This is a genomic window from Escherichia sp. WS1368, assembly GCF_046487485.1.
GTDB classification, from domain to species: Bacteria; Pseudomonadota; Gammaproteobacteria; order Enterobacterales; family Enterobacteriaceae; genus Escherichia; species Escherichia coli.
In genome coordinates, this window is the sequence record NZ_JBJQJI010000012.1 from 63,324 (window position 1) to 85,758 (window position 22,435).

Genomic DNA, 22,435 nt, shown 5'->3' on the forward strand with positions numbered 1-22,435 from the left:
CGCCTTAAATCTGCTGTAACGCCTATGAATGCAGCTTTTATGCCTTTTCAAGTTTGCGATAATTACACCAATCAGAAAACAAATTATTTAATGGTGTAATTATGAATACAGCCCTTTCCATCATCGACGATGCCAGCTCAAACACTGCTATCGATTATCGTCAGGAAATGAACGTTATCCACGAAATTGTGGCCGAGTGCGAGAAAGAGATCGCCTTCATGTATCAGGTTCACAACTTCGTTTATGGCGACGAACGCCACAACATGATTAATCGCCTGCTGAAACTAAACCATCGACCAGATGAAGATCGCTCGCGTTTAAATCGAGGTTGGTTGGATAAAGTCGATCTGGAATGGGTGAAACAGAATATTTGGGCCGAGTACTGGAGGAAGGTCACGGACATGACTAACGTTTTGCTGATCATGCCAGCTTCCCGTCGAGATGAGTGGCGCGAGCAGTTTATAGAGGGCAAACAGGAAGTCATCAAAACTGACAGAACCGGCTACCAGATGAAGGTTAAAGAGTTCGTTGGTGTACCGGAGTTCAAAGCAGAAACGGTCATACCCACGATGCTTAATTTGCTGAATGACAGGCACAAATATCTCTCTGAGCGCGTGTATGGCTTGTTTAAGGCGCTGAGTCCTGTGCACAAGACAAATAAGACAAATGGTTTCAGCGAGCGGCTGATAATCGCTGACTGCATTTCTGATTTCTGGCGGGACAGCGTTAGCGTGAACTATCGCAAAGAGGACTACATCGACGATCTGCGTGTCTTGCTTCATTTCTTCGCGCACAAAGAATTTATTACCATCAACCGCACTGCTGAGGTGCTATCAGCTGCGTATCGGGCAAACGACTGCCAGACCGGTGACTGGATGAACGTCGATGGAAATCTGATGCGCGTGAAGATGTTCAAGAACGGCAACGTTCACTTTGAAATACATCCTGACGTGGCCTGGAAGTTGAATGAGGTGCTGGCTTACAGTATGCCTGCTGCAATCCCCGCGCCATGCCGAACTGCGCCAAAAACACGGGCACCAAAGCAGTTCGGTTTAATCCAGAAGACGATCTCCGTGCCGGTTCGCACTGCGCTTCGTGACGGGCGATTGAGCAAAGACAAAGGTGTATGGTACTTCTCTGATTCAGCTCTCCAGAAGTCGCAGGTGGAAGAGCTTGAGCGCACACTGAGCTTCATTGGCGGCGTGCAGGAGAAAAAGCACTGGCAGTTCCCGTATGACATCGGCCATACGCTAAATACGATTGTGGCTACCGGTTTAATACCGGATACAAAATCACACCAGTTCTACCCTACCCCACGCTTGATTGCTGAGTACGTTGCAAGAGCCACTGAATTGAAGCCTGGTGAGAAGCTGTTGGAGCCTCAAGCCGGACGTGGGGATCTTCTGGCCTATATTGACGCCGATCTGGAAGATGTTACCTGCATAGAAATCGCACCTCTCTTCGCTGATATCCTGCGTGGAAAAGGGTATACGAACACGATTTGCTGCGACTTCATAAAGTGGTCTGAGGACAACGCAGGTTATCAGTTCGACAAAATCGTTATGAACCCGCCGTACTCGCTTGGTCGTCATAGAGAGCACACGCTGGCTGCGCTGGGGCATCTGAAAGTCGGCGGGCGTCTTGTAGCAGTATTGCCGGGCACTGCGCCAATACTGGACTGGATGACGATGGATAATTACGTTTATGCCAGAGGGAAGTCGTTTACCAACGAGTTTGAAGACACAGGGATCACAGTCAGCGTATACGTTTTCAAACGCGTTAAATGATAGGTAAATGCTTACTTAATTTATGTAAGAATGTAGTTACTAAACGATAAGAGAAAAACACATGAGCAACCTCCAGTTAGAGCATTTTAACGTCACAGGCCATTCCGATTTTCCTTTCAAGTTTACATTGAAAGGTTATGCAGAGGATGCGGTAGGCCAGATCATTATTGATAAAGGCATCGTTAAGTTTGAGGGGAATTTTGATGAATCCGCGAAAACATTCATAGACTTCGTTGCCAAACGTTGGAGCGAGCAATGGAAAGACCTGGAAAAGCGCGCTAGTGAGTTTGATCGGTTCATGGATGCAATGGATACAGCAAAAGAGGCTCTTGCTGCCGGGACTCCGTTAGATCTGGAGTCACTTTTCAACGGAGAAGTGGCCTCTGCGATGTTCGCCACCATGTTCGCGGGTGAGTTCGTCCGCAGCGGTGCCAAAAACTACCTTGAGCTGGATTACAACGTCCCTGCAATTGGCGATTTCGTCGTTACCATCCAACGCAAAGAAGGTAAGACGCCAGGTGAACGCGTCGCAGAGCTTGAGGCCGTTGTGGATCAGCGTAACGGAGAGTGTGACCGTTTGATCAACGAGCTTCATGCACTTCGGGAAGAAAGAATATGCGCGGGTAGCAATACACGTAATGCAGCGGATATCTACTTCCAGTTAGTTGAGGAATGCCAGATTCCACCAGGCGGCTCTCTTGTCGATTACGTCAGACATTTAATGACGGAAGTTAACTCCAGCCATAAAGATGGTGAGGTGCGCTGATGTTTGGCATTGATGCACAGCGTATAGCAGCTTTTGCAAAAAGCCCTCTTGATAATCCCTTGTCTCGTAGTGAGCAAATGGCGCTGGCAAGGCTTTTTCTTCACATTCAAAAACAGGCAGACATTTTCAATAACATGCCTAATCAACCTATTCTGGATGGTCACATCCAGATGGTCATTAACAGTCATGAGAAAGGCTGGGCTGCAATCGTCCCCTGCACAATTACATACAAGTTGGCGAAAGAGGTTCAAGAGTTTCGTAAAGCCAGTGTCGAATCGGAGTCTACCAAAGCCGCAATAAACACTCTTATTCGCATGGGGTTCACATGGAACGGTGGAGCCTACTGGCAAGCACCTCACCCCATTTTATCCGGCAATTAGACGCTACAAATCCTTCGGCATGAATAAATAAAGGCCATAAGTTGTGGCCTTAAATAAATTGTTTTCTATCTTTTCTTATTTGTGAAAATAACCACAACTAGAAAACAACGGAGTTAAGAATGTCTAGTATTTCCGAAGCTCATATGTTCGCCGCTGGCGCTCGGTGATGCTGCCAACTTACTGATTTAGTGTATGATGGTGTTTTTGAGGTGCTCCAGTGGCTTCTGTTTCTATCAGCTGTCCCTCCTGTTCAGCTACTGACGGGGTGGTGCGTAACGGCAAAAGCACCACCTTTTTATCACACTGCGCGGAATGCGATTTCGCCAGGTATTACTTCACCTTGCCAATACATTTGGGCAGCAACGCGATCTGCGAGGTCACGATAAATAGCCGTAAATTCACTATCTGGACGACTAATAACGGTTGGTGTTCCGTTATCCAGATCTTCACGAAGAGAGATATGAAGTGGCATTTGGCCTAACAACTGCGTGTTGTATTTCTCGGCCAGTTTCTGTGCGCCACCGGTGCCAAAAATTGGCTCGTGATGACCGCAGTTACTGCAAATATGCACACTCATGTTTTCAACGATACCCAGTACCGGCACTTCGACTTTTTCGAACATCACAATGCCTTTCTTCGCATCGATCAGCGCGATGTCTTGCGGCGTAGTTACCACAACCGCACCAGTTACAGGAATGTTCTGCGCCAGCGTCAATTGAATATCACCAGTGCCCGGTGGCATATCGAGAACGAGATAGTCCAGATCAGGCCACAGTGTTTCCTGCAACATCTGCATCAGCGCCTTGCTGGCCATCGGTCCACGCCACACCATTGCATTGTCGTCGGTGACCAGATAACCAATAGAGTTGGTTGCCAGGCCATGAGACATGATAGGTGCCATGTGAGTACCGTCCGGTGAGGTTGGACGTTGGTTTTCCGCGCCCAGCATGGTTGGAATTGATGGACCATAGATATCGGCATCCAAAATACCAACTTTCGCACCTTCAGCAGCCAACGCCAGTGCCAGGTTTACCGCCGTGGAGGATTTACCCACGCCGCCCTTGCCTGAGCTGACGGCGATAATGTTCTTAACGCCATTAATGCCTGGTTGGTTTTTGACGCGCTTAAGCGTGGCAATGTTGTACGACAGCTTCCAGTCAATAGCCTTTGCGCCAGTGATACGTAGCAGATCACCACTACATTGCTCTTTCAGGTCTTCAAAAGGCTTATTCCACACGAAAGGCATGATTAGTTCGACATGCAGTGTGTCATCCATCAACGCAACATGGTGTAACGCTTTAAGCGTAGTCAGGTTGTGTTTCAGGGTTGGGTGCTGAAAATTAGCCAGCGTACCGGCTACCATTGCTCTCAGGGCATCCGGCGATTTGGACTCGCTCATCCCGTCTCCTTTATTTTAATTTGCGCAATTGTCGCCTTGTAGTGTACTCCAGCTACGACATTTAATCATTTATGAGAAATGCTGTTATCACATGGCAGACATAAGGCCATTTTGTTACTATCAAGCCCCTTTTCACTACAAAGAAGTAATGCCTACTATGACCCAAGTCGCGAAGAAAATTCTGGTGACGTGCGCGCTGCCGTACGCTAACGGCTCAATCCACCTCGGCCATATGCTGGAGCACATCCAGGCTGATGTCTGGGTTCGTTACCAGCGAATGCGCGGCCACGAGGTTAATTTCATCTGTGCCGACGATGCCCACGGTACGCCAATCATGCTGAAAGCACAGCAGCTTGGTATCACACCGGAACAGATGATTGGCGAAATGAGTCAGGAACATCAGACTGATTTCGCAGGCTTTAACATCAGCTATGACAACTATCACTCGACGCACAGCGAAGAGAACCGTCAGTTGTCCGAGCTTATCTATACTCGCCTGAAAGAGAACGGTTTTATTAAAAACCGCACCATCTCTCAGCTGTACGACCCGGAAAAAGGCATGTTCCTGCCGGACCGTTTTGTAAAAGGCACATGCCCGAAATGTAAAGCGCCGGATCAATACGGCGATAACTGTGAAGTCTGCGGCGCGACATACAGCCCGACGGAACTGATCGAGCCGAAATCAGTGGTTTCTGGCGCTACACCGGTAATGCGTGATTCCGAACACTTCTTCTTTGATCTGCCTTCTTTCAGCGAAATGTTGCAGGCATGGACCCGCAGCGGTGCGTTGCAGGAGCAGGTGGCAAACAAAATGCAGGAGTGGTTTGAATCTGGCCTGCAACAGTGGGATATCTCCCGTGACGCACCTTACTTCGGTTTTGAAATTCCGAACGCACCGGGCAAATACTTCTACGTCTGGCTGGACGCGCCGATTGGCTACATGGGTTCCTTCAAGAATCTGTGCGACAAACGCGGCGACACTACCAGCTTCGACGAATACTGGAAGAAAGACTCCACCGCCGAGCTGTACCACTTCATCGGCAAAGATATCGTTTACTTCCACAGCCTGTTCTGGCCTGCCATGCTGGAAGGCAGCAACTTCCGCAAGCCGACCAACCTGTTTGTTCACGGCTATGTGACGGTGAACGGCGCGAAGATGTCCAAGTCTCGCGGCACCTTTATTAAAGCCAGCACCTGGCTGAATCATTTTGACGCCGACAGCCTGCGTTACTACTACACTGCGAAACTCTCTTCGCGCATTGATGATATCGATCTCAACCTGGAAGATTTCGTTCAGCGTGTGAATGCCGATATCGTTAACAAAGTGGTTAACCTGGCCTCCCGTAATGCAGGCTTTATCAACAAGCGTTTTGACGGCGTGCTGGCAAGCGAACTGGCTGACCCGCAACTGTACAAAACCTTTACTGATGCCGCTGAAGTGATTGGCGAAGCATGGGAAAGCCGCGAATTTGGCAAAGCTATCCGTGAAATCATGGCACTGGCTGACCTGGCTAACCGCTATGTTGATGAACAGGCTCCGTGGGTGGTGGCAAAGCAGGAAGGACGCGATGCCGATCTGCAGGCGATTTGCTCTATGGGCATTAACCTGTTCCGCGTGCTGATGACGTACCTGAAACCGGTACTGCCGAAACTGACTGAACGTGCAGAAGCATTCCTGAATACAGAACTGACCTGGGATGGTATCCAGCAACCGCTGCTGGGCCATAAAGTGAATCCGTTCAAGGCACTGTATAACCGCATCGATATGAAGCAGGTTGAAGCACTGGTGGAAGCATCCAAAGAAGAAGTGAAAGCCACAGCCGCACCGGTAACTGGCCCACTGGCTGACGACCCGATTCAGGAAACTATCACCTTTGACGACTTCGCCAAAGTTGACCTGCGCGTGGCGCTGATTGAAAACGCAGAGTTTGTAGAAGGTTCTGACAAACTGCTTCGCCTGACGCTGGATCTCGGTGGTGAAAAGCGTAATGTCTTCTCAGGCATCCGTTCCGCTTATCCAGATCCACAGGCACTGATTGGTCGTCACACCATTATGGTGGCTAACCTGGCACCACGTAAAATGCGCTTCGGTATCTCTGAAGGCATGGTGATGGCTGCTGGCCCCGGCGGGAAAGATATCTTCCTGTTAAGCCCGGATGCTGGTGCTAAACCTGGCCACCAGGTTAAGTAATTAAACAACCTCTCTTCGCAATGCCCGGCAACACGCCGGGCATTTTCATATAGACACAACCCCTTCTGACTTTAACAAACTCTAAAACAATTTGTTTTCTACCTTTTGTTGATTGAGATAATAAGTCATATAAGAAAACAAATTGTTTAGGAGATGAAGATGTTTGGAACAGCAAAAGAAATCATCGAGAAACTGAAAAACTATCCAGAAGACGAACCCTTACTCATGGTTATGTGGCACAAAGAAGATATTGCTGAAGTAAGGACAGATCTCACTGATGAACAATGCGTACAGGTGATGCAAAAAATCAGACAATGCCATAACGCTGATGTCGGCGTTAATTGGGAGGTTATATCAACTACGGCGAATGAGTTGTTTCCGAACGGGGTGGTAAAATGCTGAAACTCACCAAATTGTATAAGACGACAGTTAGTAGCCCTACCCTCGTTACACAGCATGACTCTGAGTGTCTACCAAATATCTGTTTCGAGCACCATACAATCTCGGACTCAATTGGGTACAGAAACGGAGTATGGGGGAGTCAGGGGAGGGAAGAAAAGCTGCGTGATTACGGTGTCACATAGCAAACCATCAAGAACATTCGAAAGGTGCTCGATGTAGGATTTGATGCGGTACAATTCCACCCTGACGCTGAAATAGACGATGGTCTGGAAAATTGGAAATTGTGAGGGATAAATGAAATATGCACCATTGGCACTAATATTTTTTGTGCTTTCTGCTAATGCCACGCCAGTTGAAGAGCCTAACACTATCGTGTACCCACGATGCATGAAAATAGATCCGGAAACACACAAGCAATTACCTGGTTACAATATTGTTATGGATATAGGGAATAAATTTAAAATCGTTTCCCCAAATGGGAATTCGGTGATATCCATCTCGCTTGCCCAAAGTGAAAAAGATAGGAACATGTTCGACGCCTCAGTCGGCGATGTTTACTTCTCTCGTTACCATGTTCAACCTGATGGGAACTTTCTATACTCAGCCTGGAGTGAAAAGGCGAAAGTTACAGTGCTGTGTAATGGTAAAAGCGGTGAGCGGCATTACGTTGACCCTATTCATTTCGAGAACTGACTACACAAGTAAACAAATCAATCAGTTGATAATGGCGGTCACAATTTGATTCTTTTCTATAAGAATCCGTTGATCGCCACTACTCTTCTTCCATACCCGCAATCACATCCTTAAATATCAATAAGTTATAGTTGTTTATACAATCAAGAAAACAACTGAATAACAGATCAACGAAACATCAACGCTTTCACCCGATTTGGTCTAAAAAATTGACGTTTTCACACATCACTGCTTATACCCGTAACTCTACGCAGCAGACAGCGCCACAGCGTCCAATTTTCACCACAGACGACCCAACACACTACCAACAAAAACACACGCTCAAAATCGCTCCCGTTGCGTTACACAACCATATAAACAACTTATTTTCAGGCATAACAAAACAACTAAATAACACAAATGCCATTTCCAAAAACAACCAACCTCTTTATGGCAGGCTACCGAAAAGACCCACCTCTTCTCCCCAGGCTACCGAAAAGACCCACCTCTTCTCCCCAGGCTACCGGACAACCAACCTAACTTTCACAGGCAATCCGAAAACATTCATACGCGCGATACCCACGACACGCCATTCCCCAAACAGCGAAGAACACCAGAATCACTGAAACCCCAACGAAGCCTGTAACCGCAAGGTTTCTCTCAATCCCAAAAGACACGAAACACAACAATCACGGGAAATGCCATTACCCAATACACGAATAACTGCAAAAGCCTTTCACACACTCCAGACAAACAACTCAAACACAACAACGAAAGGAATCGCCCACCTGCCATTACTCCATACACGGAGAAGAACAATCACCAAAACGACGAGAACACCCCATAGAAGAACCACCGCAAAACGAACGAAACCACATACACCGACAGAGAGAACAACACACCCAATTCACCAACAGAAATAGTTGCCGTATAGAACATTCTGGAAGGAGTGAGCATTAACGCCTATAGAGAGGTTGAGACAGATAAAACACAACATGTATAGCGAAGAAGCCAGGTATGTATAAGTGGGGAGGGAAGGAGGGGTGTCGCCTCCTTTTTCGTATTTATTCAACTCCTGATTTTATCCCCCGTAACACCCCTACGGTCAGCCTTCGGTCCATACAGGGAAAAGGTTGCATCCCGCTACAGAAACGGCTGGGTTGCCTTCGGGGAACGGCTGGAGGTTTTCAGGGAAACGGTCGAGTTGCCTGTGTGGATTTCGGGAAAAGGCTCGATGCCGGTTCAGGAACGGCGGCGTACCGGCATAGCGAGAGGGAGAGTTGCGGCTACCCACCTGTAATGTGCGGGAAGAAGAGAGGCGCTCACGTGAAGGCGAACCTACTTACCGCTGGATTCCCTCTGAATGCCCAGTTACAGCGTAATTGTGCCAGACAGCCAACGGGTCACAATCGATTTCAGTAGGTTTTCGGGGAGATGATTATTCTGCCCACCAGCCATCTTCGGCCACTAAATCAGAATAATGTAAAAAGTGTACTCTGTACTGAACCTGAAAACTCACTGCCAAAACCACATTCACCGGAATAAAATCCTTTTTCGCCTGTGCGTTATTGCGATAATAACACCATTAAGAAAACATCTTGTTTAAGGATTGCTTTATGTTTGCAAATATCGACATCAACCAAATTAAGAAATTGACTCAAAAAGAGTTTGACCAGTTTTATGAGCTGGAAGGTTGGTCTTCCACTCTGATTAATTCAAGATGGGTGCTGGAGCTGATGACTCGTGATGATGCACCTGCTTTGATGATTAGCGACCTGGGTGATGATGCTGACTTTATGGATATGAGCGAATTTTGTGTGGACACATACAACCGCAGCCAGAAGTACTACTTCACATGCGATAGCGAAAATGACGTGATTTCTAAGGTCTATCTTCACCTCGTCCAGCATTGGGACGTTCAGGAGTTTCTTGAGGTATTCGCGTAATCCCAACCAAAGCCAGCATTGCTGGCTTAACTTAATCTGTAGCCGCAGGGAAGAACCTGCATATCGCTCATGCACCTGATCATTATGCTTTGTAGCCGTTTTTTTATTGGTATTATTTACGCCATTGAGAAAACAAGTTGTTTACGGAGTTGTGATGAAAAAATCATTGGTTCTTGGTCTGGACAAAGACCAGAAGAGAAAAGAGAAGCCTGCGCTGGTTGCTCAATTAACTTTGCTGGACATCGTTGCCAATGGAACCTCTATTCGTCTGTTCCGTGAAACAGCGGTGTCTTTCGATAAAAACACCTTTACTCGTTATGTAATGAATGTTCGTCGCCAGCGTGGAAAAGGCTGGATGGCGTTTCAAAGAATGTGGCCGGAACATCAGCTCGAACTGGCCTTGATGGAAGTTAACCGCGTGGCCCAGCAAGAAATTCAGAGAGCATCAGTGATGGCAATAGCCTGATAATGTGCAAGTGGCAATTAGTCGACAGTACGACAGCCCCGCCATCCTTACGGGGCTTTTTGTATTGTAAGTAAATACTTACGATTATAGAATATAAAAATAACCAATACACTACGGAGAGTGAAATGACCGTTAAACGCGAAAAACTGACAGTTGATGTTTACTATGCCTCTGAAACCGCCGAAGGTAAGAATGTGGCAAAAATTACCGTTGTTACGTACAACACCGAAACTGGTGCCGAAGTCCAGGCCAGTACGATCGTGCGTAAAGGTGATGCCTCCGGCGGCGAGTACGCGACTCAATACCAGTCCATTCTCGATGCAACTGACCCGCTGCTGCTGAAAATCGAGAACTACTTCCGCCAGGTTGATGAAGAGGTGTTTGAAACCATGATGAATATGGTTAACACCGTATTCGCCTCCAGCCTGAATACCAACACTACCTGGATTGGTCAGTACGGCCTGCGCATTACCTCTGGCATTCCTGCCGACACCTTAATCCCTGAAAGCGTATTCGCTTAATCCTCTTTAAATGGCGCGTAAACCGCGCCATTTTATTAAGCCCGATAACAATTTGTTTTCTGCCTTATCTGATTTGTGAAAATGATTTTACTGAAGCAAGTTAATAAGGAAACCATCATGGGACTTGATATCTATATCGAGACACAGCCTAAAAACGATCTGAATAACGAGGCATCCAGAAAGCAGGTTGCTTACTTCCGTAAGTTCAATGCGCTCGTTGGGTGGATGGAGCGCAACGTAGGTGAAGTCGAAAATTGTGAGCTTTTAGAATTAACGATGAATGACATTTGTCTTCTGAAAGCTCATTTGATGCACATAAACGAAAGCAATTGCGAAGAGTACTTGCCTACTCGGGAAGGTTTTTTCTTCGGCAGTCAGGAGTACGACGAAGGTTACTGGCATGATGTGGGGCAGTTGAAAGAGCTTGTGGAAGATCTGATTAAGAACCACGACTTTCACAATAACAGACTGACCTTCTGCGCCTGGTGGTAAATATGGGCGATTTCAAGAAACGCCTGAAGGAAAGAGCCGAGATGGTCAGAAAGCAAAACGCCTCTTCTGTCATCAGATACGCAAGGCAGTTTAGTCGCAACAACAAATCAGTTGAGGAAAAGATCCTTAGCGTAATCGGGCGATAATTATTAAGGCCACCAGCATTGGTGGTCTTAAATGACCATCCTGTTTCCCTCAGGCTAATAACACCAACCTCTTACCTCCAGGCAACCGACAAACCCACCTGTTCCCGTCCGGCTACCGCAACTTTCCACTTTGACGCCTTATTCGTACAACGATAATTAACACCAACAAGAAAACAATTTGTTATTTACGATAAGGAATTAATCATGAATTTTATCGCTACTGTAAACGCACCCGCACATGGCAATATCGCTGTAACGTTCTCTGACATTGAAAAACGAGTACTTGGTGCATGGCGCGACAATGAGACGGTAGAACTGTCAGCACAAGAAAAATGCATTATTGCACGCGACATCATTGGCAATCGTCGTTACTCGCGGGTATTTGAGAAAGCATATGTGGTAAATTCTGGATTCGGAACGTTCGTCTTTCCGGTGCGCTCCGGGCGATTCTGCCAGTCCAAGCTGATTGAGTTCGCTACGCAGATTTCTGTCTGGATTAAAACTCAATCGTCGTTCAAATTTTCCGACGATGAAGCAGTATCGCAGGGGATGCGGATCGCCAACAATGCAATTAAATGCAAAAACATTACGTATACCGCTGGCGTTGATACATGGAAACTGTTTTGCGCTAACTTTATGCTGAATGTATACGCAAGCAACCGCATCCACATCCTTGATGGCGTGTAACTGAGAAGAGGGCCAGAAACGGCCCTTTCTCTATAGCCACCAGCTGCCGCAGGGAAATTTTCAGAAACGGCGAGGAACGTATTCATGAGCCGACGGGGAACGGCCAGGATTTTTTCGGGAAACGGCTGCATTCGCCTTTGTGTAGAAAAAACATCGGGAAGCTGGTGGAATCCAACCAGCGGTTGTCGGACAGGTGAGCGGGGGAAATTATGATGACTTTCGTCGCCTGAGACATCCAGATTTCTTTCGTAGCATAATCACATACGTGATTAAGTGGTGTGATTATGTGAAAAATCACGCGCACATAATACGCGAGCGGATACAGAACAAAACAAAATGCCGATCCGCACCGACAAATAAACGCGGATCACATAGCAAGACTAAAAGCCAATGATTAACCATACTCTATAGCGCAATATAATGCGTTTTAAGCGCGTTAATGTGTTAAGTAATGGGCATGTACTGGTAAGGATATAAAAGCGCGTCTATGGCGTTATTTTGGCGCTTATTTTTATGTTGTTGGAGTGAGTTAAAGACAATAAAAACGCGCCAATGATGGCGCGTTATGGTAGGTGTATTGGAAACGAAAAAAAGCGCCCATAGTGGGCGCTCGATTTTATTTGTGTAAACTGATTTTAAATCCCATTTCTACAAACGCTTTTAACATTAAAAATATATCAGCGTCGTTCACGTCTGCTTTTTTTCGCTCCTGGTCGCTCAATAAGTCAATTTTGCGCGTCGTTTCATCTATAAGCTCGACTGCGCGCCCAGCGTAACCAGCGATCCCAGCGATGCGATTAACATAATATTCATTATGGACGTTAACGCCAGCGATAAGAACAAACATGATTAAGCTCCTTAAAAAAAATTAAATAGAATTTTGAAGTTTTCCGATTAATGCGCTTAAACGTAAGTATTCACGTTTGCGCTTGCAATCTCGCTTGCTATTAAGCAAATCAGAAAACGTAAAATTTAATTGGTCGCGTTGCGCGATCAAATCATCGATTAATTCCAGTTTATAAGCGCGATACTTTGCGCGATACTTTGCGCGGATCTTGTCATAGCTGACCATTTTTTTAAAGCTCCTTTAAAGCGCCCATAGTGGGCGCTTGATTCCATTAATTACGCTTTAAAAGCATCAGCTAAATAATTGTAGAAATCATTCTTGATAAAGCGATATTGCTGTGTACCAGCTTTTGCGCTTCCCATTCCTTTGACTTTCTCAACAAGTCCAAGACGTTCGCAAAGATTGATCAACTGGTTGGCTTGAGTATAGCCAGCGTCCAATTTAATTTCGCACGCTTTTTTAGCTTCATTCATTAAATCGAAAACAGCGCCATTGGTGAACGTGTCGATCTCGTCGTTAATCATATCGATTAAAGCGAATACACGAGATCCTGACATATCAGCGATGGAATAAACGCATTTACCAGATTTAATTGATTTAACCAGATAAACCAGTTTTTCCAGAGAATAACTATTAGTCATTGCATCACGGAAAAATACTTCTGGCGCTTGTTTGCTTGCTTTAATCGCATAGTAGAAAACAGAGCATAATTTTTCGTCTTCTACTGCGTTTACGACGTTGTTGATGAAGTAAGCAAGTTTAGTGGTCGCAGCTTGCATATTTGCTTTGTCTGCTTTAGTGTGCGTACCATTTTTATAATGTTCGTTATATGTTTGAGTTGCCAGATCTGCTTTTTCGCGCAGTTCATCGGATACAATGGAAGCAGCTTCAATGATGGATTTTTTAGAAATGATAATGTTAGCCATGATAATTTTTCCTTATGTAAATTTAAAATTTATTGTCGTTAGCGTCTTCGCTTTCGACGAGTTCAATTATCGATACGCGAAAATAGATTGCAAGTGTTTTTTTAAAATTTTTTGCAGGGATGAAAGTCCTAGAAATAAAAGCGAGATCGTCGAAGGTGTTCCCTAAATAAATAATCGATTGCGGCTTTAGACCTTATATATATTTAGGTTATTTGATTTGTAGATATAAAGAAGTGATGTGAAAAATAATAACCGGACTTAGCCGGTTATTAACCTTATAGATTTATTGAACAGACTCTACAGCCTTACGATTGGTGTCAAATAGCGCATCAACGAACTGTGCCGATGACTCGCTAGATTCGCAATCCAACATTGCCCTTTCTTCATTTGCCACTTTCTTACACAGTTCCACATTCTCACCTATCGCTTTTCCTGCTTTTACGGCTGCCGAAAATTGATACATGCAAACTGATACATTCTGAGACGTTGAGCACACGTCATTCATCAGCGACTGAATGACAGGCTTATAGTCCATTGCATTTGCCGTAACTGAGCAAAGTAAAAATAATGGTGGTAACAATATCGATTTCATAACTCAAAAAGGCAAAATTCGTTCAACCCAATCGAACAAAACAACTATTTTTCTACCGTTCTCGACACGTAGTGTAACCTGACAAGCATCTGCGCCTGCTGACACCCCCTCAATTTCACGGCCATCCGCCATGTACACCCTTATAGATTTGTTTGCTTTGTAGGCTTGGTTGCAAATTGCAAAAAAATCGCGGCGTGATGGCCGATTATCGACATAATCAGGGTGAACTGTTAGTCGACCTTTGAAATCGTGAGCGATACTGTCAACCACACCTGATTCAATTGTACTAATGCGTTCAAGTGGGAGCCTTATACGATTTTCTTTGTCAAAAGGGGCTGGGCAAAGGTCAACTTTGTTACGAGATGGCATGAGGCCATAAACGTACATGCAAAACGCCTGGCCATCTTCGAGAGTGACCCTTACAGGAATTTGTTCTCTGCGCCAGAACATCAGTAGTTTTTCAACGTTAGTGTAATCTCGCGGCCAGAGTTCAGCTTGGATACCGTAGGTAATATCTTTGGTTGTCATGTCATCACAGAGTTGTTGGCAGAATGTCGATGTCACCAGAATTGCTGGTGAACACCCTGAACGCTTTTGTGTCTCCATTCTTCAGAGTCGTTTCTCGCTCTTGACGAGCGGGGTTTAGAGCACATAAACCTGCACCTTCAAGAGATGCACCCATAATTAATTCTCCGGCATTTAAATGGAAAGTCGCTTTTTCGCCTGTAGCCAGTTTTGCGACAGTTTCGCCGTTGATGAAAATGGAAGCATCACATCCAGCTCCTACAAAACCTGTGTCTCTCATTACCACCAACGTAGCTGGCGCTGCGCTTTGATACTTGAACACTTTGGCCTGCGGTGCTGGTTTGGCGTCATGGATTGATATTGGGCGTGATTGGCACGCGGTAAGCATCAACACTGGTAACGTTAGTAGAGGGAGAAGCGAGTATTTCATGATAGTTTTAGAACAGAAAGTGAACAGTATGGGAGACTTCATCTTTGTCTCCCTAATTGATAGCGTGATTATTTTAATCTGCTTAATAGCGTTTCGAGATCTTCCTTTGTCATATTAGAGTTCTCATAGATACGCATGATTTTCTCACGAGTCTTAGCGGAAGCCCCGACAGAAGATATAACCTTGTCAAAGTCGGCCATTGTCAATTGTTCCAGAATGGTATTTATGACTTCAGCCTTAGACATTTTGATATTTTTTTCTTTTAGTTTCACTTGAAACTTTCCAAGTTTGTCATTGGCCTTATCAGACAATGCTACCTGACAATAAGTTGTTTTCTTTTCGCTCATAACTAATCTCGTTTCAGAACTCCAAAATCGAATGCTCCATCAATAGGCAATACACCTTCTGCAAAGCCAGGTGTGGTGTCGATGATGTGTTTTCGCTCATAAGAGTGAGACAACAGGTATTTGTTGCTAATGTCAATGAAATCAGTGATAAAACACACGTTTGCCTGATTTTTTTTGGCTCGTAAGCCACGACCGACACGCTGCCTCATTTCAACTTCTGCTTTCCCACCACCAGCAAGAATGACCGCACCAACGCTTGGCACATCAACACCGACATCCAGAATAGTCGAGCCTATTAAAACATCTATTTCTCCAGACGCTAAACTGTTCAGCTTTGCTTGCCTTGTCGCCTGGTTAGATTCCCCATAGATGAAGTCAACTCTAAGGCCGGACTCTTTCATCATTTCCATCAGGATTTGCCCGTGGCGTTTAAGACGAACCAGAGTCATACAATTGAGAGAATGTTGCTTATAGAGCAATGCTTCGCGAACAATGGCCTCGTTACGTCCCAAATTATACACGATCCCCAACTGATAAGCCTTTTGGTAGGCGGTGCTCATACCAACTCTAAAATTGAGGTGTTTGTTGGCAAGTTCGGCCTTGATTCTGGCCTCGTCTGGCTTGTAGGCAACTTTATGATAAAGGAAGTACGGCTTTGCCAGAATGCCTCGATCAATCAGGTACTTTTCTGTGACTTTAATTTCAATTCGCCCGGCCACCGCCATCAGGCGCATGTTGGCTTCCGTCGAATCCTTCATGAACGGCGTGGCTGTAAGCGCCAGACGATAGTCTGCGTTCACACATAATCTGGCGATGTCATAGAAATTTGAGCCTGAAGACTCATGCGCCTCTTCCAGAATAAGAAGAGAGACACTTGAAAGGAAGCGTTTCACCAACTCCCGACGTTTGAGGTGGTAGCTTTTCTTATCTGGTGTTGCATCGCGTGGTGGTTCTTCGAGGAAACTTGCAAGAGTTTGAACTGTAGCGACGTTGATATGTCGTGATACCTGGAACTCACCCGAGCCAATGACTCCAACCTTTTGGTCTTTTAACCACGGTTCGCCATTTTCGGCGCGGTAGTCGATGGATCTCTGGAAGTTTTCGGCCATTTGAAACATCAGAACAGAGCGGGTTGTTAAAAATAATGTCATTCGACCGATACGTGCAGCTGCTTTGCAGGCAACGTTAGATTTCCCGCCACCAGTAGCGATCTGCGCAATCATCATTCCCTCTCGAACCAGTGTTTCCACAGTCTGATCCTGATACGCATAATCAGGATTGTATGGGAATGGGTTAACCGCCGGATTTGGTTTACCAAGCGCCGGGGCTTTGTCTTTGCGGATATGAACACATTTGATGCCCGCCTTGTTCAAGTTCGCCGCTACAGGCTTGGCAAAGCCAGCAGGGAACGAGTTTTTACTCCAGTTGAACATCGTGCTTGTGCCCTTCCAGTCGCCAGTCTCGACTTCGTAGCTCAACATTTGCTGCACCAGTTGCTTTACCTTGTCATCTGCGCCAGAAATAAGCGCATTTACTGCGTTAGATACAATCCGAACAGTCATAAACCTCTTTCCTTAGTGCCTTTTGTATGTTATTTGGCTATTATAATAAGTAAGTGATTACTTAGTGGATTGTAGCAATAAAATGGATGTAAAAATCACGATTTTGCAGGTTGATGTTGCCAACCTTCGCCCGAATACCTGGAACACCAATTCGGTTGGTGCGCAGAATTTTGAAAAACTGAAAGGTTCTATCGAAAAATTGGGCTTTTTTAAGCCAATTTTGGCTCGTGAACTTGAAGATGGATTTTTTGAAATCCTCGGCGGCGAACATCGCTGGCGTGCTGCTATTGAGCAAGGAATTTCAACGGTTCCGGTGCTTTCTGTGGGCAAAATTAGCGATGTCGTAGCTAAACAGATGTCACTGGTGGACAACGAGCGATACGGTGAAGACGACCAAATCGCATTGCAACGCTTCATTGAAGAAATTCAGTCAGAACTTGACTATCAACTGTCTGAAATCGCCCCGTATGACGACGAAATCTCGATGGTTTTAGCAAAAGAGGCGGCAATCGACCTTGAAGCACTGGAGGCGTTGTCTCGTGGTAGTGATGAGCCTGTCGATACCGACAAACGAGAGAAAACCGAACGTGTGGGTGCGGAACATCAGACCATGCGCTTCAAAGTAACTTTCGATGCGTCAGATCGTGTTGCAGAAACCATAAAAAACATCATCAAAGAGCAGGCTATTAACACCGGTAATGAAATGGAGAACGCTGGTGAGGCTCTGGTGTGGCTGGTCGACTACTACAAGGAGCGTATGTAATGACCAAAAAGTTTGAAATCGTATATCGCGACCCGGCAGATCTTATTCCCTATGAGATGAATGCCAAAAAGCATGATGAACAGCAGATCCGAGATCTAGCCGCAGCCATTAAAAAGCGCGGATTTGACCAGCCAATTACGGTCGATAAGAACGACGTAATTATTACTGGCCACGGCCGCCGTGAGGCTGCAATTTTTGCTGGACTTGAGCGCGTACCGGTTATTGTTCGCGATGATCTCAGTGATGACGAGGTTCGTGCGAAGCGCCTTGAAGATAACCGACTTGCCAGCATTGATTACGATGCAATTAAGCTACAGAAAGAGCTTGAGTCGCTTGTTCTGGACGATATCGAGGTTTTCGGCTTTGAAGAGCGTGAGTTGAATGTTCTCGTTGGCAGTATGACAGAAGAAATGGACACCGACTCGCTAGTTATCGATCTTGGCGAAGAAACTAAACGACAGAAGGATGAACACACCGAGATCAGTCGTGAAGTTGCAGCGGAAGAAGTACGTGTTGTCGACGTATTGGGCTTTAAAACGCTCCCTGCTGGCTCTGCCATTGTTGTTGGTGATTTGCTTGCCCACATGGAAGAAATGACGGGAGAAAGCGGGGTAGACGCATTTGTGGCATATGCGGAGAAGATCTCTTCCGGGGAGATGGCTGCATGAGCAAATACATCATCAACGTATCGTTTCAGACACGCGTAAATAAAACCACGCGCACGTTGGAAATCGCTGAGTCGTTCGGGCTTGGCCTGGACGAAAAAGAGTGGACGCTTTACGACAATCTGGAGCTGGAAGTGAAGCAGGGCGATGTGGTGTACATCACCGGCCAATCCGGTTCCGGCAAATCCGTTGTGCTGCGCGAGTTGCAACGACAGATGAAGGATGAAGGGCTGTCTGTAGCCTCCATCGATGATTTTACCTTCGATAATGAGGTTAACGTCATCGATCAGTTGGGCAAAACGACCAGTGATGCGCTTGGGTTGTTATCTATGGCTGGTCTGAACGATGCATATCTGTTTGTTCGCAAGCCTTCTGAAATGTCAGACGGCCAGAAATATCGTCTCAAGATTGCCAAACTGATTGAGTCAGGCGCTAAAGTGTGGGCTGCTGACGAGTTCGGCGCTGTTCTCGACCGTGTAACCGCTCAGGTTGTGGCGTCTAACCTCCAGCGTGCCGCTCGAAAGGTTGGTGCGACGGTAATGGTGGCGACGACTCACGAAGACCTGAAGAACGCGCTGCGCCCGGATATGCAGATCACCAAGCACTACAAAGAACGCGTGAAGGTGGAATATCGCAATGGTAGTCACGATGAGGTCCATTCATGACGGACATCATCATTAAACGCTACCGCCCTGAAGAGTTTCCGCGTCATCTGGACTTTCTGGAGCGAATGACTGTTACAAAGGGAACTGTAGAGGACTGGCACGCTCTTAAGTCGCTTCACTACAAAACAGACGGCAAACCTTTCGCGCCAACTTACTATCGCTGCGAACTTGATGACCGTCTGGTGGGCGTCGTGGTTATGGCTTACCCGAAACTACTGTTGGCACCTCGCCACCGCATGTTTCCTAAGTTGAAACCAACCACTAATACCACCGTGGCTAACCAGTACTGGGGTCGGTACGTGAATAACAACTTTGCGGTGATCAGTCGCTCAGTTGTGGATACTCAGTATCGTGGCGTAGGCGTCTCTTATCGAATGATTAACCTGGTTAGCAGGATGCATGACCGGCCAATCATTGAGATCCAGTCCTCGATGAGCAAATACAATCCCTTCGCCATGAAAGCAGGGTTTAAGTTCATCCGCCCTGAGCGACCGAAGAGCTATGAAAGTGCACTGCGTGTATTCCAGCGCCATTTCCGTTCCGACCCGGGTGATAACGAGGCGATCGTCAAAGAGTTGTTCGCAATGAGCGAGTCTCGTCGTCGCCGTGCACTGCGTGATCTGGTGGCGGACTACCACAAGAACAGTTCCCTGGCAAAAGCTGGGCGGAATCGTGGCACGACGATTCAGGACATTGCCGACAGTCTGGTGGACGAGGCCAGCATTGTGAAGTTGCTCAAGGACATTCACAACCTGAGCTTTACGTCTCCGTTGTATGGGGTGTATCGAAACCCTGACTTTGGTCGTCGACTGCCTGACACGCTGCCACTGCTGGCATTCGACAAACAACCTTTGGATAAACCGTTAGAAATTGCTTTACCGGCATAAGGATTTGCCATGACGTTAACCGATAAACAAAAGGACATCATCAAAACGCTCAATCTCGGTTATGAGCGAGGTTATCTACTTGATCTGGACGAATTGCTTGAAGTTTTGCCGTACAAGACAACCAAGCAAAGTATCCAGTTCTCAATTCGCGCTCTGATAAAAAAGGGGCTTGTGGAGAAAGGGCATACGCGCCAACGCAGTGACAATCGCTATCACCGCCGAACTCTTGGGTTAACCACTTTAGGTCGAGCCAAAGCGAAGTTACTGGTGATGTAATCGGTCTGGGAGCTTATTTAAAGACCTGCTTCTGTATATATAAATAATAAGTAACTTATTAAATATATACGGAAGCAGGCTTAATAAGACATGCCCAGACCTAATTAAACAACCCAGAAAACAAGTTGGTTAGAAAATGCAGTAAACAAGTTGTTTTAGAGCGCATGGACGCGCTCTGTGTGTTTTAGAGGGATCTATGACGGTCGAAAAAGACGAGGTAAAAACTCGCCTGACACCAGCGGAGTGGGCCGAAGCTGAAGCCAAATGGACGTCAGGCGAATATACACTCTCAAAGCTGGAGGAAGAGTACGGCATTCGTCGTGAAACACTCTCCAGACATTTCAAAAAGCGAGGATTAGAGAAAGGCGCGGACTCTGTTGGGAAGATGGTTCGTGAGTCTCTTAAATCTGACGCAGAGCTTCGCGCTAAAGCCCGTGCGGAAAAGATAGAAGAACGTCGTACACGTTATGACGGCTGGGCGTATGCGTTGGGGCAGATGGTGATGGTCGAAGTCACTACGGCCAAACGTGAGGGTAAGCCTTTAGGGGCGATTGAGGATTCTCTCAAGAGCTTACAGAGAGCCAGTAATACCCTTGCAAAATGCTTTGAAGTTTCGTCCAAAGCATTGGGCATGGATCATGCGGAAAATGACGAGGAAGAAATTCCGAACCTGGTATTTGGTGAGCTTACGCCTTCCCAGGTGGCGAAATTACGTCAGGAAGACGACGAGCCTGAAATCATCGATGACGAATTGCTTGAGACGTTGGAAGAAGAAGCTCTAAGCGAATTTGATGCGACAGATGATGGAAGTGAAGGGGAGGACGAATAATGGCAATCCCGTCCTCGCTCAGTCTTGTGCAACTGCATTCTGGACAGATGAAAGTCTTCCAGTCTCCGCATCGATTTAAAGTTGTTTGTGCTGGTCGACGCTGGGGAAAATCCCGGTTGTCGATCTCCACTATTATTCGTGCGGCGGCAAAGGAAAAAAAGCAAAGGGTCTGGTATGTCGCTCCTACTTACCAGATGGCTCGCCAGATTTTGTGGGACGATCTACAGGAAGTTCTGCCTCGTAAGTGGGTTAGGAAAAAGAACGACACCACGATGACAATCGTGTTGAAGAACGGTTCGGAGATCGCCCTCAAAGGTGCTGATAAGCCTGACACTCTGCGCGGCGTAGCGTTGCATTTTGTAGTGCTTGATGAATTTCAGGATATGAAGGCTGACACCTGGTACAAGGTGTTACGACCTACTCTTTCATCGACACGCGGCGGTGCACTTATCATTGGTACGCCAAAAGGTTTCTCGGAATTTCACAAACTGTGGACTATAGGCCAGAACGTAGAGCTGCAAAGAAAGGGACAGTGGAAGAGCTGGCAGTTTGTAACTGCCGATTCTCCGTTTGTGCCTACGGCGGAAATTGAAGCTGCTAAGAACGATATGGACCCGAAATCGTTCGCTCAGGAGTACCTGGCGAGCTTTGAGAACATGTCCGGGCGCGTTTACTACCCGTTCGATCGTAACGTGCATGTAAAACCGCTTCAGTTCAACCCTCGGTTGCCTATATGGGTAGGGCAGGACTTCAACATTGACCCGATGTCTTCAGTAATTTTGCAACCTCAGCCAAATGGTGAGCTATGGGCAATTGATGAATTGGTGCTCTTTTCCTCTAACACGGCAGAGGTTTGTGATGAGCTTGAGAGACGCTTCTGGCGCTGGAAATCACAGATAACGGTATTTCCAGATCCGGCAGGTGCTTATCGCCAACATGCTCGCGGGGAGTCTGACGTCGACATATTCAAAGAGAAGGGATTCTTACGTGTCGATTATTCGAAAAAGCACCCGCCAATTGCGGATCGTGTTAATGCTGTTAACCGAATGCTGATGACCGCATCTGGAGATATCCGGTTGTATATCGATCCGAAGTGCAAGCATTTGATTGATTCACTGGAAAAAGTCATCTACAAGCCTGGAACACGAGATATGGATAAGACAGGTGGCATTGAGCATAGTGCAGACGCATTGGGCTATCCAGTACATCGTAGGTATCCAGTCAAAAACCGTGTTATTCTTGGTGGTTCTCGATAGGTAGGTAATT

At 46.4% G+C, this 22,435-nt stretch carries 27 protein-coding genes and 1 pseudogene; 19 read left to right on the forward strand and 9 right to left on the reverse strand.

Annotated elements, in window-relative coordinates:
- Positions 1-101: 101 nt before the first annotated feature.
- The 4 genes and pseudogenes from ACJHYD_RS18420 to ACJHYD_RS18435 all read left to right on the forward strand — a co-directional run.
- Complete coding sequence (locus ACJHYD_RS18420) at positions 102-1,787, forward strand: DUF4942 domain-containing protein (protein ID WP_032328874.1); 1,686 nt, start codon at positions 102-104, stop codon at positions 1,785-1,787.
- A gap of 61 nt (positions 1,788-1,848) precedes the next feature.
- A complete protein-coding gene (locus ACJHYD_RS18425) occupies positions 1,849-2,553 on the forward strand; it encodes a hypothetical protein (RefSeq protein ID WP_032252453.1) in 705 nt (234 codons plus the stop codon).
- Positions 2,553-2,933 carry a hypothetical protein gene (locus ACJHYD_RS18430; RefSeq protein WP_032252452.1) on the forward strand — a complete coding sequence of 127 codons (381 nt, stop codon included), beginning with the start codon at positions 2,553-2,555 and terminating at the stop codon, positions 2,931-2,933. Before ACJHYD_RS18425 ends, ACJHYD_RS18430 begins: the two co-directional genes overlap by 1 nt.
- 217 nt (positions 2,934-3,150) lie before the next feature.
- A pseudogene (locus tag ACJHYD_RS18435) lies at positions 3,151-3,225 on the forward strand (IS1 family transposase); the annotation flags it as partial.
- 6 nt (positions 3,226-3,231) lie between these two features.
- On the opposite strand, the gene apbC reads toward ACJHYD_RS18435, so the two are convergent.
- Positions 3,232-4,332: an iron-sulfur cluster carrier protein ApbC gene (apbC, locus tag ACJHYD_RS18440; protein ID WP_000004356.1), complete on the reverse strand. Its 1,101-nt coding sequence runs from the start codon at positions 4,330-4,332 to the stop codon at positions 3,232-3,234.
- A gap of 157 nt (positions 4,333-4,489) precedes the next feature.
- On the opposite strand from apbC, the gene metG reads away from it, so the two are divergent.
- The 8 genes from metG (at position 4,490) to ACJHYD_RS18480 (ending at position 11,855) form a co-directional block, all read left to right on the forward strand.
- Positions 4,490-6,523, forward strand: a complete 2,034-nt coding sequence (metG, locus tag ACJHYD_RS18445) for a methionine--tRNA ligase (protein ID WP_001755492.1) — start codon at positions 4,490-4,492, stop codon at positions 6,521-6,523.
- Between the two features lie 159 nt (positions 6,524-6,682).
- Positions 6,683-6,925: a DUF1380 family protein gene (locus tag ACJHYD_RS18450; protein WP_032252493.1), complete on the forward strand. Its 243-nt coding sequence runs from the start codon at positions 6,683-6,685 to the stop codon at positions 6,923-6,925.
- Between the two features lie 294 nt (positions 6,926-7,219).
- Positions 7,220-7,618: a hypothetical protein gene (locus ACJHYD_RS18455; RefSeq protein WP_032252448.1), complete on the forward strand. Its 399-nt coding sequence runs from the start codon at positions 7,220-7,222 to the stop codon at positions 7,616-7,618.
- Positions 7,619-9,213: 1,595 nt separating this feature from the next.
- Positions 9,214-9,543: a hypothetical protein gene (locus ACJHYD_RS18460; RefSeq protein WP_000457884.1), complete on the forward strand. Its 330-nt coding sequence runs from the start codon at positions 9,214-9,216 to the stop codon at positions 9,541-9,543.
- A gap of 154 nt (positions 9,544-9,697) precedes the next feature.
- Positions 9,698-10,009, forward strand: coding sequence for a hypothetical protein (locus tag ACJHYD_RS18465; protein ID WP_000749406.1), 312 nt, complete (start codon positions 9,698-9,700; stop codon positions 10,007-10,009).
- Between the two features lie 125 nt (positions 10,010-10,134).
- Positions 10,135-10,530 (forward strand): hypothetical protein, encoded by a 396-nt coding sequence (locus tag ACJHYD_RS18470; protein WP_000216801.1) that lies wholly within the window; start codon positions 10,135-10,137, stop codon positions 10,528-10,530.
- Between the two features lie 117 nt (positions 10,531-10,647).
- The gene (locus ACJHYD_RS18475) at positions 10,648-11,022 is read left to right on the forward strand and encodes a hypothetical protein (RefSeq protein WP_032252751.1); all 375 of its coding nucleotides are present in this window, start codon (positions 10,648-10,650) and stop codon (positions 11,020-11,022) included.
- Between the two features lie 350 nt (positions 11,023-11,372).
- The gene (locus ACJHYD_RS18480) at positions 11,373-11,855 is read left to right on the forward strand and encodes a hypothetical protein (RefSeq protein ID WP_001009193.1); all 483 of its coding nucleotides are present in this window, start codon (positions 11,373-11,375) and stop codon (positions 11,853-11,855) included.
- Between the two features lie 616 nt (positions 11,856-12,471).
- Here the strand turns inward: ACJHYD_RS18480 and ACJHYD_RS18485 are convergent.
- The 8 genes from ACJHYD_RS18485 to ACJHYD_RS18520 form a co-directional block, all read right to left on the reverse strand.
- Positions 12,472-12,702, reverse strand: a complete 231-nt coding sequence (locus tag ACJHYD_RS18485; protein ID WP_000497810.1) for a hypothetical protein — start codon at positions 12,700-12,702, stop codon at positions 12,472-12,474.
- A 21-nt stretch (positions 12,703-12,723) separates the two neighbouring features.
- Positions 12,724-12,927 carry a hypothetical protein gene (locus tag ACJHYD_RS18490; RefSeq protein ID WP_022644954.1) on the reverse strand — a complete coding sequence of 68 codons (204 nt, stop codon included), beginning with the start codon at positions 12,925-12,927 and terminating at the stop codon, positions 12,724-12,726.
- Positions 12,928-12,977: 50 nt separating this feature from the next.
- Positions 12,978-13,628 (reverse strand): hypothetical protein, encoded by a 651-nt coding sequence (locus ACJHYD_RS18495; RefSeq protein ID WP_022644953.1) that lies wholly within the window; start codon positions 13,626-13,628, stop codon positions 12,978-12,980.
- 283 nt (positions 13,629-13,911) lie between these two features.
- Entirely contained in the window at positions 13,912-14,163 is a 252-nt protein-coding gene (locus ACJHYD_RS18500; RefSeq protein ID WP_000384933.1) for a hypothetical protein, read from the reverse strand.
- Positions 14,164-14,223: 60 nt separating this feature from the next.
- The gene (locus ACJHYD_RS18505; RefSeq protein ID WP_000208379.1) at positions 14,224-14,748 is read right to left on the reverse strand and encodes a hypothetical protein; all 525 of its coding nucleotides are present in this window, start codon (positions 14,746-14,748) and stop codon (positions 14,224-14,226) included.
- A gap of 4 nt (positions 14,749-14,752) precedes the next feature.
- On the reverse strand, positions 14,753-15,217 hold the full coding sequence (locus ACJHYD_RS18510; protein WP_242815507.1) for a hypothetical protein: 465 nt from the start codon (positions 15,215-15,217) through the stop codon (positions 14,753-14,755).
- A 26-nt stretch (positions 15,218-15,243) separates the two neighbouring features.
- Positions 15,244-15,522 carry a hypothetical protein gene (locus ACJHYD_RS18515; protein WP_001291060.1) on the reverse strand — a complete coding sequence of 93 codons (279 nt, stop codon included), beginning with the start codon at positions 15,520-15,522 and terminating at the stop codon, positions 15,244-15,246.
- Between the two features lie 2 nt (positions 15,523-15,524).
- On the reverse strand, positions 15,525-17,084 hold the full coding sequence (locus tag ACJHYD_RS18520) for a DEAD/DEAH box helicase (protein ID WP_001717190.1): 1,560 nt from the start codon (positions 17,082-17,084) through the stop codon (positions 15,525-15,527).
- 82 nt (positions 17,085-17,166) lie between these two features.
- Between ACJHYD_RS18520 and ACJHYD_RS18525 the strand changes: the two genes are divergently transcribed.
- The 7 genes from ACJHYD_RS18525 (at position 17,167) to ACJHYD_RS18555 (ending at position 22,425) form a co-directional block, all read left to right on the forward strand.
- Positions 17,167-17,847 carry a ParB/RepB/Spo0J family partition protein gene (locus tag ACJHYD_RS18525; protein ID WP_000382660.1) on the forward strand — a complete coding sequence of 227 codons (681 nt, stop codon included), beginning with the start codon at positions 17,167-17,169 and terminating at the stop codon, positions 17,845-17,847.
- Positions 17,847-18,515, forward strand: a complete 669-nt coding sequence (locus tag ACJHYD_RS18530) for a ParB/Srx family N-terminal domain-containing protein (protein ID WP_000161986.1) — start codon at positions 17,847-17,849, stop codon at positions 18,513-18,515. Before ACJHYD_RS18525 ends, ACJHYD_RS18530 begins: the two co-directional genes overlap by 1 nt.
- Positions 18,512-19,177 carry an ATP-binding cassette domain-containing protein gene (locus ACJHYD_RS18535; RefSeq protein WP_032328873.1) on the forward strand — a complete coding sequence of 222 codons (666 nt, stop codon included), beginning with the start codon at positions 18,512-18,514 and terminating at the stop codon, positions 19,175-19,177. Before ACJHYD_RS18530 ends, ACJHYD_RS18535 begins: the two co-directional genes overlap by 4 nt.
- Positions 19,174-20,064 (forward strand): hypothetical protein, encoded by an 891-nt coding sequence (locus tag ACJHYD_RS18540; protein ID WP_000129633.1) that lies wholly within the window; start codon positions 19,174-19,176, stop codon positions 20,062-20,064. The genes ACJHYD_RS18535 and ACJHYD_RS18540 overlap by 4 nt, the downstream gene beginning before the upstream one ends.
- Before the next feature lie 9 nt (positions 20,065-20,073).
- On the forward strand, positions 20,074-20,340 hold the full coding sequence (locus tag ACJHYD_RS18545) for a hypothetical protein (RefSeq protein ID WP_032328872.1): 267 nt from the start codon (positions 20,074-20,076) through the stop codon (positions 20,338-20,340).
- Positions 20,341-20,536: 196 nt separating this feature from the next.
- Positions 20,537-21,169 (forward strand): hypothetical protein, encoded by a 633-nt coding sequence (locus ACJHYD_RS18550; protein WP_000215413.1) that lies wholly within the window; start codon positions 20,537-20,539, stop codon positions 21,167-21,169.
- Entirely contained in the window at positions 21,169-22,425 is a 1,257-nt protein-coding gene (locus ACJHYD_RS18555) for a phage terminase large subunit (protein WP_001007299.1), read from the forward strand. Before ACJHYD_RS18550 ends, ACJHYD_RS18555 begins: the two co-directional genes overlap by 1 nt.
- Positions 22,426-22,435: the final 10 nt, after the last annotated feature.

What these genes read in the sequence shown, in the direction of transcription:
- ACJHYD_RS18420 (WP_032328874.1), top strand. Translation starts at nt 102, where the DNA reads ATGAATACAGCCCTTTCCATCATCGACGATGCCAGCTCAAACACTGCT.
- ACJHYD_RS18425 (WP_032252453.1), top strand. Translation starts at nt 1,849, where the DNA reads ATGAGCAACCTCCAGTTAGAGCATTTTAACGTCACAGGCCATTCCGAT.
- ACJHYD_RS18430 (WP_032252452.1), top strand. Translation starts at nt 2,553, where the DNA reads ATGTTTGGCATTGATGCACAGCGTATAGCAGCTTTTGCAAAAAGCCCT.
- apbC (WP_000004356.1), bottom strand. Translation starts at nt 4,332, where the DNA reads ATGAGCGAGTCCAAATCGCCGGATGCCCTGAGAGCAATGGTAGCCGGT.
- metG (WP_001755492.1), top strand. Translation starts at nt 4,490, where the DNA reads ATGACCCAAGTCGCGAAGAAAATTCTGGTGACGTGCGCGCTGCCGTAC.
- ACJHYD_RS18450 (WP_032252493.1), top strand. Translation starts at nt 6,683, where the DNA reads ATGTTTGGAACAGCAAAAGAAATCATCGAGAAACTGAAAAACTATCCA.
- ACJHYD_RS18455 (WP_032252448.1), top strand. Translation starts at nt 7,220, where the DNA reads ATGAAATATGCACCATTGGCACTAATATTTTTTGTGCTTTCTGCTAAT.
- ACJHYD_RS18460 (WP_000457884.1), top strand. Translation starts at nt 9,214, where the DNA reads ATGTTTGCAAATATCGACATCAACCAAATTAAGAAATTGACTCAAAAA.
- ACJHYD_RS18465 (WP_000749406.1), top strand. Translation starts at nt 9,698, where the DNA reads ATGAAAAAATCATTGGTTCTTGGTCTGGACAAAGACCAGAAGAGAAAA.
- ACJHYD_RS18470 (WP_000216801.1), top strand. Translation starts at nt 10,135, where the DNA reads ATGACCGTTAAACGCGAAAAACTGACAGTTGATGTTTACTATGCCTCT.
- ACJHYD_RS18475 (WP_032252751.1), top strand. Translation starts at nt 10,648, where the DNA reads ATGGGACTTGATATCTATATCGAGACACAGCCTAAAAACGATCTGAAT.
- ACJHYD_RS18480 (WP_001009193.1), top strand. Translation starts at nt 11,373, where the DNA reads ATGAATTTTATCGCTACTGTAAACGCACCCGCACATGGCAATATCGCT.
- ACJHYD_RS18485 (WP_000497810.1), bottom strand. Translation starts at nt 12,702, where the DNA reads ATGTTTGTTCTTATCGCTGGCGTTAACGTCCATAATGAATATTATGTT.
- ACJHYD_RS18490 (WP_022644954.1), bottom strand. Translation starts at nt 12,927, where the DNA reads ATGGTCAGCTATGACAAGATCCGCGCAAAGTATCGCGCAAAGTATCGC.
- ACJHYD_RS18495 (WP_022644953.1), bottom strand. Translation starts at nt 13,628, where the DNA reads ATGGCTAACATTATCATTTCTAAAAAATCCATCATTGAAGCTGCTTCC.
- ACJHYD_RS18500 (WP_000384933.1), bottom strand. Translation starts at nt 14,163, where the DNA reads ATGGACTATAAGCCTGTCATTCAGTCGCTGATGAATGACGTGTGCTCA.
- ACJHYD_RS18505 (WP_000208379.1), bottom strand. Translation starts at nt 14,748, where the DNA reads ATGACAACCAAAGATATTACCTACGGTATCCAAGCTGAACTCTGGCCG.
- ACJHYD_RS18510 (WP_242815507.1), bottom strand. Translation starts at nt 15,217, where the DNA reads ATGAAGTCTCCCATACTGTTCACTTTCTGTTCTAAAACTATCATGAAA.
- ACJHYD_RS18515 (WP_001291060.1), bottom strand. Translation starts at nt 15,522, where the DNA reads ATGAGCGAAAAGAAAACAACTTATTGTCAGGTAGCATTGTCTGATAAG.
- ACJHYD_RS18520 (WP_001717190.1), bottom strand. Translation starts at nt 17,084, where the DNA reads ATGACTGTTCGGATTGTATCTAACGCAGTAAATGCGCTTATTTCTGGC.
- ACJHYD_RS18525 (WP_000382660.1), top strand. Translation starts at nt 17,167, where the DNA reads ATGGATGTAAAAATCACGATTTTGCAGGTTGATGTTGCCAACCTTCGC.
- ACJHYD_RS18530 (WP_000161986.1), top strand. Translation starts at nt 17,847, where the DNA reads ATGACCAAAAAGTTTGAAATCGTATATCGCGACCCGGCAGATCTTATT.
- ACJHYD_RS18535 (WP_032328873.1), top strand. Translation starts at nt 18,512, where the DNA reads ATGAGCAAATACATCATCAACGTATCGTTTCAGACACGCGTAAATAAA.
- ACJHYD_RS18540 (WP_000129633.1), top strand. Translation starts at nt 19,174, where the DNA reads ATGACGGACATCATCATTAAACGCTACCGCCCTGAAGAGTTTCCGCGT.
- ACJHYD_RS18545 (WP_032328872.1), top strand. Translation starts at nt 20,074, where the DNA reads ATGACGTTAACCGATAAACAAAAGGACATCATCAAAACGCTCAATCTC.
- ACJHYD_RS18550 (WP_000215413.1), top strand. Translation starts at nt 20,537, where the DNA reads ATGACGGTCGAAAAAGACGAGGTAAAAACTCGCCTGACACCAGCGGAG.
- ACJHYD_RS18555 (WP_001007299.1), top strand. Translation starts at nt 21,169, where the DNA reads ATGGCAATCCCGTCCTCGCTCAGTCTTGTGCAACTGCATTCTGGACAG.